This window comes from Photobacterium lutimaris (genome assembly GCF_003025555.1).
In the GTDB taxonomy this organism is placed as follows: Bacteria; Pseudomonadota; Gammaproteobacteria; order Enterobacterales; family Vibrionaceae; genus Photobacterium; species Photobacterium lutimaris.
In genome coordinates this window covers 187,196-200,510 of record NZ_PYMH01000007.1, presented here as the reverse complement: position 1 = coordinate 200,510, position 13,315 = coordinate 187,196, and the positions used below count along the sequence as shown (strand labels likewise).

General features: G+C 53.8%; 14 protein-coding genes. 3 read left to right on the top strand and 11 right to left on the bottom strand.

Annotated features, from left to right (window positions below; all coding sequences use genetic code 11):
- Positions 1-25: 25 nt before the first annotated feature.
- Both C9I99_RS15675 and rpe read right to left on the bottom strand, forming a co-directional pair.
- Entirely contained in the window at positions 26-715 is a 690-nt protein-coding gene (locus C9I99_RS15675; protein WP_107349829.1) for a phosphoglycolate phosphatase, read from the bottom strand.
- Positions 715-1,389 carry a ribulose-phosphate 3-epimerase gene (rpe, locus tag C9I99_RS15670; protein WP_107349828.1) on the bottom strand — a complete coding sequence of 225 codons (675 nt, stop codon included), beginning with the start codon at positions 1,387-1,389 and terminating at the stop codon, positions 715-717. Before rpe ends, C9I99_RS15675 begins: the two co-directional genes overlap by 1 nt.
- On the opposite strand from rpe, the gene C9I99_RS27565 reads away from it, so the two are divergent.
- Positions 1,388-1,510, top strand: coding sequence for a hypothetical protein (locus tag C9I99_RS27565; protein WP_275937930.1), 123 nt, complete (start codon positions 1,388-1,390; stop codon positions 1,508-1,510). The two genes, rpe and C9I99_RS27565, sit on opposite strands and share 2 nt — an antisense overlap.
- A 67-nt stretch (positions 1,511-1,577) precedes the next feature.
- Complete coding sequence (locus tag C9I99_RS15665) at positions 1,578-1,775, top strand: DUF2970 domain-containing protein (protein ID WP_107349827.1); 198 nt, start codon at positions 1,578-1,580, stop codon at positions 1,773-1,775.
- A gap of 24 nt (positions 1,776-1,799) precedes the next feature.
- Here C9I99_RS15665 and C9I99_RS15660 read toward each other — a convergent pair whose 3' ends face one another.
- From C9I99_RS15660 to pilM, 9 genes are all read right to left on the bottom strand, one after another.
- The gene (locus tag C9I99_RS15660; RefSeq protein ID WP_107349826.1) at positions 1,800-2,624 is read right to left on the bottom strand and encodes a Dam family site-specific DNA-(adenine-N6)-methyltransferase; all 825 of its coding nucleotides are present in this window, start codon (positions 2,622-2,624) and stop codon (positions 1,800-1,802) included.
- Positions 2,625-2,728: 104 nt separating this feature from the next.
- On the bottom strand, positions 2,729-4,315 hold the full coding sequence (locus tag C9I99_RS15655) for an SPOR domain-containing protein (RefSeq protein ID WP_107349825.1): 1,587 nt from the start codon (positions 4,313-4,315) through the stop codon (positions 2,729-2,731).
- Between the two features lie 15 nt (positions 4,316-4,330).
- Positions 4,331-5,410: a 3-dehydroquinate synthase gene (gene aroB / locus C9I99_RS15650; RefSeq protein WP_107349824.1), complete on the bottom strand. Its 1,080-nt coding sequence runs from the start codon at positions 5,408-5,410 to the stop codon at positions 4,331-4,333.
- An 18-nt stretch (positions 5,411-5,428) separates the two neighbouring features.
- The gene (gene aroK / locus C9I99_RS15645; protein ID WP_107349823.1) at positions 5,429-5,947 is read right to left on the bottom strand and encodes a shikimate kinase AroK; all 519 of its coding nucleotides are present in this window, start codon (positions 5,945-5,947) and stop codon (positions 5,429-5,431) included.
- A gap of 211 nt (positions 5,948-6,158) precedes the next feature.
- Positions 6,159-7,886: a type IV pilus secretin PilQ gene (locus C9I99_RS15640; RefSeq protein WP_243734642.1), complete on the bottom strand. Its 1,728-nt coding sequence runs from the start codon at positions 7,884-7,886 to the stop codon at positions 6,159-6,161.
- Between the two features lie 23 nt (positions 7,887-7,909).
- On the bottom strand, positions 7,910-8,434 hold the full coding sequence (locus C9I99_RS15635; protein ID WP_243734643.1) for a pilus assembly protein PilP: 525 nt from the start codon (positions 8,432-8,434) through the stop codon (positions 7,910-7,912).
- On the bottom strand, positions 8,431-8,988 hold the full coding sequence (locus tag C9I99_RS15630; protein WP_243734644.1) for a type IV pilus inner membrane component PilO: 558 nt from the start codon (positions 8,986-8,988) through the stop codon (positions 8,431-8,433). The genes C9I99_RS15635 and C9I99_RS15630 overlap by 4 nt, the downstream gene beginning before the upstream one ends.
- A gap of 29 nt (positions 8,989-9,017) precedes the next feature.
- Positions 9,018-9,593: a PilN domain-containing protein gene (locus tag C9I99_RS15625; RefSeq protein ID WP_107349820.1), complete on the bottom strand. Its 576-nt coding sequence runs from the start codon at positions 9,591-9,593 to the stop codon at positions 9,018-9,020.
- Positions 9,590-10,588 carry a type IV pilus biogenesis protein PilM gene (pilM, locus tag C9I99_RS15620; RefSeq protein WP_107349819.1) on the bottom strand — a complete coding sequence of 333 codons (999 nt, stop codon included), beginning with the start codon at positions 10,586-10,588 and terminating at the stop codon, positions 9,590-9,592. The genes C9I99_RS15625 and pilM overlap by 4 nt, the downstream gene beginning before the upstream one ends.
- A 148-nt stretch (positions 10,589-10,736) precedes the next feature.
- On the opposite strand from pilM, the gene C9I99_RS15615 reads away from it, so the two are divergent.
- Entirely contained in the window at positions 10,737-13,262 is a 2,526-nt protein-coding gene (locus C9I99_RS15615; protein ID WP_107349818.1) for a penicillin-binding protein 1A, read from the top strand.
- Positions 13,263-13,315: the final 53 nt, after the last annotated feature.

The following is a 13,315-nucleotide window of genomic DNA, read 5'->3' as shown; positions in this document are numbered from 1 at the left end:
AAAGCCCGGCACAACGCCAAGCGTACTAGCTGCCTAGTTTAACCACTTCTGCCAAGTGACTAAAGTGATCCAGTACAATATCTGGGTTACTTTCACTGATAGGCTGGCCATAGTTGTAGCCGTAAGTGAGCCCAACAACATAACATGACGCCGCTTTCGCCGCCAAGATATCGTTGCGGGAGTCGCCGACCATCAGCATCTGCTCAGCTTTTAGCTGGTGTTTATCGAGCAACCAGTTCAAGGCATACGGATCCGGCTTTTTCAGCGGGAAGGTATCACCGCCAATCACATCAACAAAATAATCAGCGATGCCGTGCTCCTCAAGCAAATGAGGCACGAACTGGGCCGGCTTGTTGGTCACGATGGCCATCGGCAGGCCAGCATCATGAAATGCCGCCAGTGTCGCTTTCACCCCTGGGTACAGCGCACTTTTCTCGTGACCGCCCTCTTCGTAGAAGCGGTCGAACAACTGGCGAGCCTCGCGGTGCAGCGCCGGGTCGAGCTCAGGGTCAACGTCGACACTCTGGCTCAGCGCACGGCCGATTAAAATATCCGCCCCGTTACCAATCCAGGTTGTCACCTGCTCAACGCTCACCCCTGTGCGTCCAAGGGCCCGCATGGTTTTATCCGCCGCATCAGCCAAGTCAGGCACACTATCGAGCAGCGTGCCATCAAGGTCAAAGGCAATAAAATCAATACCGCTCAGTGGGTTCATCAGCGCTCAACCTTGGCCAGCTCTGCACGCATTTCGTCAATCACCGCTTTGTAGTCTGGCTGGCTGAAAATTGCCGAGCCCGCAACAAACATGTCCGCACCGGCTTCGGCGATTTCACGGATGTTATCCACCTTCACACCACCGTCGATCTCAAGGCGGATCTGACGGCCAGACTCATCAATACGCTGGCGCACTTCGCGCAATTTGTCCAGCGTCGCAGGGATAAATGACTGGCCACCAAAGCCCGGGTTAACCGACATCAGCAGGATCATATCGACCTTGTCCATGATGTAATCAAGGTAGTGCAGTGGTGTCGCCGGGTTGAAGACCACACCGGCCTGGCAACCGTGCTCTTTGATCAGCTGCAGCGAGCGGTCAAGGTGTTCGGTCGCTTCAGCATGGATGGTGATCATGGTTGCGCCAGCATTGGCAAAGTCAGGGATAATGCGATCCACAGGTTTCACCATCAGGTGTACGTCGATCGGCGCAGTAATACCGTAGTCACGCAGGGCCTTACACACTGGGGCACCAAACGTCAGGTTCGGTACGTAGTGGTTATCCATCACGTCAAAATGCACAACATCGGCACCAGCGGCCAATACTTTCTCTACATCCTCGCCAAGACGAGCAAAATCTGCAGACAGGATAGATGGAGCGATCAAAAAGTCCTTCATGTTCAGCCTCTATACGGTACAAACGAAAACGTTATCGGAAGTCGGCGCAATTCTACCCGATCATCAAGATGATGTCTTACCGGATTTCGAGGTGGATGTGCCACAGGCCAGCTACACTTAGGCTCAAGCCTCCCAATCGAGCGGGAGGGACGACTGTTTAGATGGCTTGGGTAACAAGGAGGCGAACCATGGCAGAGAACAATCAGCCGCGGCCCAATTTGGTCAAAAGTATTGCCGGGGCATTGTTCGGGGTGCAATCGGATAAAAACAGGGAGATTGATTTCAGCCAGCAGCGTCCGCTGCCGTTTATTCTGGCCGGTATCGCTGCTATCGCGCTATTTGTCGGGCTGCTGATCGCGTTAAGTCACTTGATAGCAAACGGGTAGCCCATAGGTAATTGCGAGGAAAGCCTAGTCTTGGGAGGACTTGAACAGAGCCAGAAGCTCATCCACCTTGTTACGGCCACCGCCGTTACGGCTGATCGTTCGTTTTACCTTGACCACCGACAGATCGGCGCCATGGTATAAGCGACGGGTCAACGTGGTGTCATGATTGGAAATCAACACCGGGATATCACGCTCTGTTGCCGCTTTTTCGGCAGCATCGGCCAACGCAGCCTGATCATCAAGGCTGAAGCCATTACCCGCATAAGAGGTAAAGTTTGCTGTGGTCGATAGCGGGGCATAAGGCGGATCGCAATACACCACACAGCCCTTGCGAGCACGCGAAAAAGTCTGCTGGTACCCTTCGCAGACAAACGTCGCCCGCTTGGCTTTCTCGGAAAAGAAATACAATTCATCTTCCGGGAAATACGGCTTCTTGTAAGAACCGAACGGCACGTTGAACCCGCCTTTCTTGTTGTAGCGGCACAAACCGTTGAAGCCATGCCGGTTCATGTACAGGAAGTACAGGGATCGCACATACGGGTCATCGGTTTTATTGAACGCCTCACGAATTTCAAGGTATGCCCCCTTCTGGTTGTATTCCGGGGTAAACATCGCCTTGCTGTCGCGAACATACTGCTCGGGATCATTCTTGAGGATATTATAGAGATTGATCAAGTCGGGGTTGATATCGGCAAGCAGGTACTGCTCAAAGTCCGTATTGAGAAATACCGACCCGGCACCAACGAAAGGTTCTACCAGCTTTCGTGCTGGCGGCAAGCGACGCTCGATCTCCTCGACCAGGGAATATTTTCCTCCAGCCCATTTCAGGAATGCACGATGCTTTTTCATTCAGCTGACCACCAATACCGACTTTGTAACGAAAGGTGGCGGATTGTACACCATTTCAACCTGTGTCTGTACCGCTTGAGGGAAATATCTGGCAAAGAAACGGGTTATTTGGCCCGATCCATTTCGGTATGGATCTGGCGGTAGGATTTCACCCATGGATCAACAGACTGGAGTTGGGCTGGCAGACGGGTTTCGGCGATGCGGGCCGCTTGCACATTCGGGTAATCGCCGGTCACGATAATGAACCATGCCACACCATTACGGCGGGTTTCGTATACTTCGGCCAGCGCTTCGATATCATAATCGGCGATAAACTGAACAGCCGTCGGCAATGAACGCATTGCCGCCAGTTGCAAGGCATAGTGCTCGGACGAAACCTCTCGCAGCTTGCTACCCAGCTCTCCTGCTCCCGAGGGGCTAGCGCTCTCCACCTCTTGTGCAACCCTGGCCTCGGCGGCATCCACCGACACTGGCCCAGCCTGATTATCGCTCAAGGCAGCAGGATCTTGCTCATCCGTCATTGCCGCTTGTTGCAGACTATCACTGCCGTGGGGTGTTTCTGTTCCCTGCCGTTGTACCGGGCTCCCTTCGGGCAATATCGGTTGCAGGCTCTCTTTGCCTTCTTCCACGGCCTTCTCGCCGGTACCGCCGAGCTTCTGCTCATCAAGCATCGCATCGACAACATCGGAGGGCACCACCACTCGAGGGTTGGTATCACGGCGGCCAACGGTCAGGCCTTCAACCGACACATCGGGCGGCAGGGCATCACTGTCATCTTCAAATGCGAGTGCCGGCTCTTGCCTCTTGTCATCGGTCGTATCACTTTTCGCGGTGACAACATTCGCAGGCACTTCGGGCAGTGTGTCCAACTGTGCTTGCGGGATCCCGCCACTCGGCAGTGGTGTCTCCTCAGCCGTGGGCACGAACCACCAGCCAATCACAGCAACCGCCACCACCGCCAACCCGACCAGCAATGCCAGCGGTGAAAGCAAACGAGAATTTTTTTCAGACATATCCTTATCCTCTGCTAAATCAAGCTTGAGCAGCTCCCCCGGAGCCGGGGCACAGGTTGAAGCATGCTCGCGGATCCTGCGCCTTCCTTGTGCGTCAAGGTGATCGCCCTCAAACATCATTTCGACCATCAACAGGGCTTCTTGTTCCGACAACGGACTTATTTCGACTTCTAATGGCGCATTGCCCTGCCCTTGGACCAACTGGCCCAAGTATTTATCCAGCCTGCCGCTATGGCTAAACAGCAACACATTGACCTGCCAATCCGGGTACAAGCGAGCCTGCTGTACTACCCCCCACAACTCGGCGAGCAGATCAGAGCTCAGCAAGTGTGCGTCATCAACCACAATAAGGGCATTGACCGGCTGCTGATCGAACAAACGTTCAAGGCTTTGACCTAGCGGGTCTTGTTCGTTGAATACGGCTCGGGGAGCAAGCTGCTGCAAGATGATAGAGCGATGTTGAGCGTCTTTCTGGTTCGGGTGACAAAGCAATAAAGACTGACGGGAGTCGCCTGCCCAGCGTTCAAGGTAACGTTGGGACAGCCAGGTTTTACCGGCCCCCTCGGAGCCCGTTATCTGAATAAGATTCGAGCTGAAGCGGGTCAGAAACTGCAGTCGAGAAAGGAGCTGGATTTGGGAGTCCAAATCCAGCGGGGTAAGGTGTAGGCCGCGACTCATAGGCAACCGACGGGATCAGGCTTGTACCGCTTGGCGCAGTACATCTTCCGGGATATCAGCCACAACCTCAGCACTGCCGATACCGGTAGGTAAGATCAAACGTAGCTGGCCAGACAGCACTTTTTTATCACGCATCATGTGCCTGATGTAGGCATCAAAGCCCATGCCTTCCGGGCCGTGCACCGGCAGGTTGGCTTTTTCCAGCAAGCGAATGATACGGTCAACATCAGCCGGGTTGATAAGCCCCTGCAGCTGTGCGGTGCGGGCAGCTTGGACCGTACCGGCTGCAACGGCTTCGCCGTGTAACCAGTTACCGTAGCCCATTTCGGCTTCAATAGCGTGACCAAACGTATGGCCAAGGTTGAGCAAAGCACGAACCCCTGACTCTTTTTCGTCAGCAGCCACGACATCGGCCTTGATCTGACAACAACGGCCAATCGCATAGTTCAGGGCGTCACCATCCAGCGCCTGAAGTTTATCTATATTCTGCTCGAGCCAGGCAAAGAAATCACCATCGGCAATGATGCCGTACTTGATCACCTCGGCCATACCGGCAGCAAACTCACGCTCTGGCAGTGTTTTTAAGCAATGGTTGTCAATCACTACCGCTTTCGGCTGGTAAAACGCCCCAACCATATTTTTACCCAGCGGATGGTTCACCGCCGTCTTGCCGCCCACCGACGAGTCGACCTGCGCCAGCAGCGTGGTTGGAACCTGGATAAAGTCCACTCCGCGCTGGAAACAAGCCGCAGCAAAACCGACCACATCACCAATCACACCGCCACCCAGCGCAACCAGCACCACATCGCGGCCATAGTTGCCCTCAAGCAAAAAGGACATGATTTGGTTAAAGGTATCGAGGGTCTTGTACTGCTCGCCGTCAGGTAATGAAAGTAGCGCGACCTCGCTTGGCAGCGAGCGGATAGTCCCGATGATCTGCTTAGCATACAGCGGGGCTACCGTTTCGTTACTGACCACAACAACACGTCGGCCTGCCGGGATGGCAGGGGAGAATAGCGCCGGGTTATCAAATAACTCGGCGCCGATTGATATTGGGTAACTTCTGTCACCAAGATTGACGTTGATCCGTTCCATGGCCAGCTCTCTTTTCGATTAGCGCTCTTCTAGCATTTTAATGATTTGGTTTGCCACTACCTTGGCGCTCTGATCATCAGTGCGCACCACATAGTCAGCAACTTCTTCATACAATGGATTACGCTCGCCAGCAAGTGATTCCAACACTTCGCGAGGCGTATCTGTTTGCAGTAGCGGACGCTTTTTATCGCGCTGAGTACGTGCCAGCTGCTTCTCAATTGTCGTTTCAAGGTATACGACAATGCCACGGGCAGAAAGACGGTTACGGCTTTCTTTGCTCATCACTGAGCCACCACCCGTTGCCAGAACAATGCCTTGCTCCTGGGTCAGATCGTCAATCACGTTTTCTTCACGAATACGGAAACCGTCTTCACCTTCAACATCGAATACCCAGCTAATATCAGCACCGGTACGTTCTTCAATCACAGTATCTGAATCAAAAAACTCCATATGCAGCTGCTGTGCAAGGTGTCTACCGATGGTACTTTTGCCGGCACCCATTGGGCCGACCAGGAAAATATTTCGTTTTTCAGCCATTTTTAGCAATATTTACGCGCGGTTAATAAAACGACACCGCCCGCAGGCTTCGATAAATCAAGCCCGAGGCGCCAACTTCCTCACATTTATTTCGTGATAAGATCGAAAATTATCTCAGGACAGGGCCGCTGTTGGCAATAGCTAGGTGGGGATTTATTCATTTATGGCGCAATGCTGGGACGATTATTGCCCCAGTATTGCGCCAAATGACTCACTGATAGACAATTTTTGGTGTCACAAAAATCAGTAGCTCTTTTTTCTCCAGCTCTTCGAGTTTGTGGCGGAACAAGGCCCCTAACACCGGAAGATCGCCCAGGAGCGGTACCTTGCGCACGGCATTATTGATCGCATGCTGGTAAATCCCCCCCAGTACGACCGTTTCGCCATTGGCCACCAGCACCTGGGTGCCAATCCGCTGGGTATCGATAGCCACAGCCTCTCCGGTTCCTGTGGGGACTGTTTTACCTCGCTTATCCTGAGTCACCACCAAATCCAGCACCAAGTTACCGTCAGAGGTGATCTGCGGGGTTACCATCAGGCTCAAGACCGCTTTTTTGAAGCTCACGGTAACTGCGCCACTGGATGATGCCTCGAGATACGGGATCTCGGTGCCCTGCTCGATATACGCGGTCTTTTTATTGGTGGTCATCAATCTCGGGCTGGAGATAATTTCCGCTTTCTGTTCCGATTGCAGTGCCGACAGCTCCAAATCCAACAAGATGTCACCGACTTTGGCCACCTGAAACGCAATGCTCGACGCGCCAGGTTGGGTTGCCGCCAAATTGACGTTGAGGAAGTTCTCCACCGCATTAGATTCATCAATATTCAACAGCCCAGCCGAGCCGAGGTTACCTTCTATCGATCCCCCCACGGTCGAACTGCCGTTAGTATTGAGGATCCCCCAACGCACCCCGAGTTCATCCACATCCCCCTCGCTGACCATGACTATCCGCGCTTCAATCTCGACCTGTTGGACTGCCACATCCAGCGCGGCGATAATATCGCGAATATTCGCCAAGCCATCAGGTATATCATTCACAATCAATGAATTAGTTCGATCATCGATATGCAACGAGCCACGGGCGGACAGCATGCTGACCCCATCATCAGCCCCCTGCAGCAACTCACCGAGATCAAGGGCATTGGCATAGTTTATCTTGAAGATTTCCGAGCGCAGGGAAGCCAACTCTTCCGCTTTTCGCTTCGACTCCATCACCTGCTGCTCGCTGCGTGCTAGCTCCTCTTTCGGTGCCACCAACAGGACTGAACCCTGCTCGCGTTTATCCAGTCCCTTGGCCCTAAGGATAATATCCAGTACCTGCTCCCAAGGCACATTATCCAACCGCAGGGTGAGGTTGCCCTGAACCGAGTCCGACACCACCAGGTTGAAGTCGTTATATTCGGCAACCAGCTGGAGCACATTACGCACTGGCACATCTTGGAAGTTGATTGATATCGGCTTGCTGTCATAGGCTATCGCCGGGTTCGCCACGGAATCCCCCTTGCTCAGCTGCGTGGGTTGAACCGTCACCAATAGCACAGAACCTTTCACCGCATAGTCATAGCTGTAATTGCCTTCGACCGACATAACCAGTCGGGCTCCGCCTTCACTCTGAAAGGTCTCAACCGCTAACACCGGCGTAGCAAAATCTTTTACATCAAGCACATAAACTAGCTCTTGCGGCAATTCAACCTGGGGGATCTCAAGTACCAGCTGGTTATCAAGCCGCCGGGCACCGACGTCGACCGTTCCGCTAGCCAGTACCACCTCCAGTACACCCGCCCCCTGTTCACCACGGGAGAAGTCAATATTGCTTACTTGGGGCACAGGCGCAGCGGCTGCTCCATAGCTATATAGCAACCCGAACCATGCTATGCTCGCCCACCTCAACGTCTTCCCGCACATCAACCGCAGGACTTGCAACAGATTCCTTGTCATTCGTTCCATCTCTATTCTGGTACTTATTGCGACGCCAACGTCAGTGTCGCGGGTATTTTTAGCCAGCACCCGTCACCGTCCGGCATGATTTGTTCGATAGCCACTTTATTCGCCGTGACCTCTAGCACCCGGCCATGGTTACGGCCGATATAACTTCCTGCGCGAACCCGGACCAAGCTACCCTCAGGGGTATAAATCAACGCCCACTCCTTGTTCGTACCTCCGATGACCCCGCGCATGCTGAGCTGTTCAAGTGAATAGCTCTCCAGGGACGAAGACCGTTTCCGGGCAGTCGGTTGCCAGCACGCCCGGCCCTCATCTTTCATCGCCACATCCGGCTCGGGCTGGGGGCGCTGAAACGGAACCCGATCACGGCTCATAACAAACGCTTCAGCCCTGAACACCTCTTGCTCATCCAACGGCTCAACCTGTGCCACCGCATGCCGGTGGGTCTGGTTGATAAACTGATCGACAGAGTCATCATTGGCCTGGCACCCCATGAGTCCCAACCAAAGCCCCAGCCAGACCAAGGGTCTGATATTCATCATCCTCCCTCCATGGGTGGCGTTTTAAAACGAAACGTTGTCGCTGAGACCTTGAGCTGCAACGCCTCCTGATCCGGTTCGCTCCTGCGCAAATCAATATCTTTCAGTAGGACGATCCGGGGCAGGTGCGCAATATCGGCTGCAAAGCGGCCGATATCTTCATACTCACCAACGACATTGATATGGATAGGCAACTCAAAATACAGCGGGTGCTCTATTCGAGCTGCCCATTCAATCCGCTCGAACAACAAGCCATTGCGGACCCCGCTATCATTCACGCTGGCCAGCAAGCGAGAAAGCTCCTCCTCTTCAGGGAGCTGCTCCACGACTTGCTCGTAACGGTCCTGCAAGATGTTGACCTGCTCCCTCACTTTCGGCAGCGCCGCTACCTGATTGGCCCTGCGGGAAAAGAGCACTCTCAGCTCCTGCTCTTGTAACTTGAGCCTGTCGAGAGCATCCAGCTTTGGGGATACCCAATACCAAGATCCCGCCAATGCCAGCAACCCCGCCAGCACGATAGCCATGACCGTCTGGGCAGCCAACGGCCAGTCCGCCATTTCATCGAGTTCCAGCTCGCGCCAATCAATCATTGGACCTCCCCTTCATGACGGTGGTCCTGCTGAGCCGGGTTCATCACAAATGAAGCCTTGAAGTTGATAAGCGCCTTATCTTCCTCGGCACGCACTATCGAATGCATCGTGATTCCCTCAATCCATGCCGATTCTTCGGCGTTGGCCAACAAAGTGGCCAAATGCCCGTTTGATTCACCTTTGCCACTGAGCTTGACGTGGCTTCCGGTCAACGAAATGTCGTCGAGATAGACCCCTTGAGGCACCAGGCCGGGTAGCAAACTCAGCAACTGGGTAATATGGTTGCGGCCTTTTTGAATATCGGAGATGACAGATAAGCGCTTGAGCAGCGCTTCTCGCTGGGTATCCATTTTTGGCAGCAGGGCCAATTTTTCTTCAAGCAACGTCACTTCTTGCCTTATCTGGGCATTGCGTGCCGATTGAATGTCCTGCTGCCAATCCAGCAACCAGCCAACGGAGCCGACCAGCACAACGACCATGGCCGCAGCACCACCGAGCATGAAACCAAAACGTTGCCTGTAGCGTTTTCGCCCTTCCTCCCGCCACGGCAGTAAATTAACTTTGGCTATCATGCGCTACTCCCTCGAATCGCCAATCCCGCCGCAACCGCATACTGACCGCTCCCCCCCTCTTCCAAAGTAAGGTCTAGTTTGGCCGAGCGCTGGAAGCCAGACAGAGGATGAAGCTTACGTACCGATATCGACAACATCCTCGCCAACATTTCTTCTATGATCAGATTTTGTCCGCCACCAGATAACCAAATCCCCTGCAGGGCCGAGCGAGGATAGGTCGTGCTGTAAAGCTGGATCTGCCGCTTTAGGTTGTCAGCCAATTGCTTGGTGAACTGTTCCGCCCGGGCGGTACCGTCCCCGCTGCCGGAAAATGCATCGTCGACCTGCGCCATGGCTTCACAGCCAAATGATACTTCACGCCGGTATACGCTACCGGCAGGCCCCCTGATCCCGATGGCTGTTGTGGTCTGGCCAATATCAACAATCCCCCAGTTCCCCTCGACGCCTTGCTGCTCGCCGAGATATTGCTCGAGCCATACCAGCGCATGGGTCTGCAGTTCCATCACTGTCGGCTCCAGTCGGGCCTGGCGCATTACCGCGACCCGGCTATCAACCGTTTCTTTGCGCGTGGCATACACCTGCACCGGGTGGGTGTGTGATTGCTCGCCGAATGTGTCCCCCATCATCGGGAAAAAATCCAGCCGTAGCTCTTCAACGGGAAAGGGAGATGAGGCACTGATAGCCTGTTCGACGGCAAATACCGATTCTTCTTCCGTTAGATGGCTATCAAGTTGGACAACCTTGCTGATCACCGCGCTGTCAGGCAACGCCAGTGAGGTCGTCCTAGCCCCCATTGGCAGGGCTTTCTTTAATTTACGCATCGCTGACAACAAAGCGGGGGCATTTACGCTATGCTGCTTATTCAATACAGGGGCTGATAAGACAACTTCGGCAAAAGCAACAAGCTCGAGCTCTGACTTCTTCTGTCGTAATACCACGGCTTTAATGCTGTGATGACCAATATCAACCCCAATTGTTAGTGGGTTACGAAACATACCGTGCTATGCTCCCTTTAGACAGAAAAGCAAATTACTTATTTAAAACAAACACCAGCTTTTTAGCGTTAATTTTCCTTAAGTTACCTTTATACTACTCGCGGAAACCGAAGAAACGCATGAATGCTGGTGTAACGGGAAATCTCAAGTGAAGTTCATAAAGCGATTACTAACTTTTGCATTGATTTGCATTATTCTTGGAGTCACTACAATTTTTGGCTTTTACCTCTATGTAAAGCCAGAGCTGCCTGATGTCGCCACTCTGAAAAATGTTGAATTACAGACACCTATGCAGGTGTTCAGTGCAGACGGGAAGTTGATCTCCCAGTTTGGCGAGAAGCGTCGAATCCCGCTAACCCTTGATGAAATCCCACCGCAATTGATCAATGCGATCATTGCCACCGAAGATAGCCGCTACTACGACCACCCGGGCATCGACCCGATCGGTATTGCCCGTGCCGCATTCGTCGTCGCGACCTCCGGTTCGGCCAAGCAAGGGGCAAGTACCATCACTCAGCAGCTTGCTCGTAATTTCTTCCTCTCCAACGAGAAGAAGATCATGCGTAAGGTCAAAGAGATTTTCATCGCTATCCACATCGAGCAACTGCTCAGCAAAGATGAAATTCTCGAGCTGTATCTGAACAAGATCTACCTGGGCTACCGCTCCTACGGTGTGGGTGCTGCCGCACAGGTCTACTACGGCAAAGAAGCCAACCAGCTGACCCTGAGTGAAATTGCAGTCATTGCCGGCTTGCCGAAAGCCCCATCGACCATGAATCCAATCTACTCGACCCGTCGTGCAACAACCCGCCGTAATGTGGTGCTGGGCCGGATGCTGGCAGAAAACTACATCACCCAAGCTGAGTTTGACCAAGCCCGCGCCGAACCCGTTGTTGCCCGTTACCACTCTGCTGAAATCGAGCTAAGCGCCCCGTATTTTGCCGAGCAGGCCCGTGCCTGGATGGTCAACCGTTACGGCGAAGATGCCTACACCTCGGGAATGCGCATCTACACCACGGTAGATCCAAAACTACAGAATGCCGCCCAGCAAGCCGCTATCGATAACCTGCTAGGCTACGACCAGCGCCACGGTTTCCGCGGTGCCGTTGCGACCCTGTGGAAGCCCGAACAGACAGCATGGTCGAGCGAGCAAATCAATGACCACCTTGCTAAGCAACCAACTTACGGCCAGCTTCAGCCTGCTGTCGTTACCTCAATAGAAGGCAAAACGGCATCGGTACAAGCCAAAAGTGGCAGCCAGCACACCTTGGAGTGGGATGGCATGAAATGGGCCCGCAAGTTCATTACCGATAACCGCCAGGGGCCGGCACCGAAAACGGCCAGCGATATCTTGACCGCCGGCCAACAAGTCTGGGTTCAGCAGCGTGGCGATAACTGGGTACTGAGCCAGGTGCCGGATGCAAATACGGCTTTCGTCGCGGTTTCTCCGCAGGACGGTGCGGTAAAAGCCATGGTGGGCGGTTTCAATTTCGTCCACAGCAAGTTCAACCGTGCCACCCAGTCAGTCCGTCAGGTTGGCTCGGCGATCAAACCTTTTATCTACTCGGCAGCTTTGGATAACGGTATGACCCTGGCCAGTTTGGTCAACGACGCCCCCGTTAACCGATGGGACCAAAGCATGGGGACCGCATGGCGTCCGAAAAATTCACCGCCCACTTACAACGGCCCGACCCGCCTGCGGATCGGTTTGGCACAGTCCAAGAACGTGATGGCAGTGCGTGTACTGCAGAATGTCGGCCTTGATGAGACTATCGACTTCCTGACCCGTTTCGGCTTCAAGAAGAAAGATCTACCGCGTGCAGAGCCATTGGCACTGGGTGCCGGTAGCTTAACCCCGCTGGAAGTGGCACAAGGCTTTGCCGTGTTTACCAATGGTGGCTACTACGTCGACCCTTACTTTATTGAGCGTGTTGAAGACCCATACGGCAACGTAGTTTTCCAAGCCAGCCCAAGTGTCGTCTGCAGCACCGAGTGCCAGCAGGAGCAAGGACTGTCAGGACAATCGGGTAACGCTAATTCGATCCTCAACGACATTGCTATCAGCGAAGAGGTACTGGGTGATGAGCCGCAGGTACAACCTCAATTTGCCCAGCAGGTGATCTCCGAGCAGAATGCCTTCTTGGTACGTGAAATGCTCGAGAGTAACATCTGGGGCGGCGGTGACTGGCGCCACGGTACAGGTTGGAACGGTACTGGCTGGCGTGGCCAGGTCCTCAAGCGCCGAGATATCGGTGGCAAGACCGGCACCACCAATGACTCGAAAGATGCCTGGTACTCAGGTTTCGGACCGGGCATCGTCGCAACGGCATGGGTTGGCTTCGATGACCACAGCCGTAACCTTGGCCGCACATCATGGAACAATAATCAGGACAAGAACCAGATCTCCGGTGCTGAAGCCGGTGCCAAAACGGCCCAACCGGCCTGGATTGAGTTTATGAAGAATGCCTTGGACGGTGTTCCGGTCCAGCGCAAGCAACTGCCGGAAGATATTATTCAGGTTCGCATCGACCGCGATAGCGGTAAGCTCAGCAACCAGAACGATTACACGTCGATGTTCGAGTACTTCGAAGAAGGCACCGAACCGACTGAGTCTGTGAGTGAATCGGCGTCTGAAGGGATTTTCGAATCCGATAGCTCTGACGAGCTATTCTAACCATCGTAAGTCAACGCTAAGTCCTAATAAAAAAGAGCGCCTCGGCGCTCTTT

Coding starts and splice junctions, on each gene's coding strand:
- C9I99_RS15675 (WP_107349829.1), bottom strand. CDS start 715: ATGAACCCACTGAGCGGTATTGATTTTATTGCCTTTGACCTTGATGGC.
- C9I99_RS27565 (WP_275937930.1), top strand. CDS start 1,388: ATGTTCAGCCTCTATACGGTACAAACGAAAACGTTATCGGAAGTCGGC.
- rpe (WP_107349828.1), bottom strand. CDS start 1,389: ATGAAGGACTTTTTGATCGCTCCATCTATCCTGTCTGCAGATTTTGCT.
- C9I99_RS15665 (WP_107349827.1), top strand. CDS start 1,578: ATGGCAGAGAACAATCAGCCGCGGCCCAATTTGGTCAAAAGTATTGCC.
- C9I99_RS15660 (WP_107349826.1), bottom strand. CDS start 2,624: ATGAAAAAGCATCGTGCATTCCTGAAATGGGCTGGAGGAAAATATTCC.
- C9I99_RS15655 (WP_107349825.1), bottom strand. CDS start 4,315: ATGAGTCGCGGCCTACACCTTACCCCGCTGGATTTGGACTCCCAAATC.
- aroB (WP_107349824.1), bottom strand. CDS start 5,410: ATGGAACGGATCAACGTCAATCTTGGTGACAGAAGTTACCCAATATCA.
- aroK (WP_107349823.1), bottom strand. CDS start 5,947: ATGGCTGAAAAACGAAATATTTTCCTGGTCGGCCCAATGGGTGCCGGC.
- C9I99_RS15640 (WP_243734642.1), bottom strand. CDS start 7,886: ATGACAAGGAATCTGTTGCAAGTCCTGCGGTTGATGTGCGGGAAGACG.
- C9I99_RS15635 (WP_243734643.1), bottom strand. CDS start 8,434: ATGATGAATATCAGACCCTTGGTCTGGCTGGGGCTTTGGTTGGGACTC.
- C9I99_RS15630 (WP_243734644.1), bottom strand. CDS start 8,988: ATGGCGGACTGGCCGTTGGCTGCCCAGACGGTCATGGCTATCGTGCTG.
- C9I99_RS15625 (WP_107349820.1), bottom strand. CDS start 9,593: ATGATAGCCAAAGTTAATTTACTGCCGTGGCGGGAGGAAGGGCGAAAA.
- pilM (WP_107349819.1), bottom strand. CDS start 10,588: ATGTTTCGTAACCCACTAACAATTGGGGTTGATATTGGTCATCACAGC.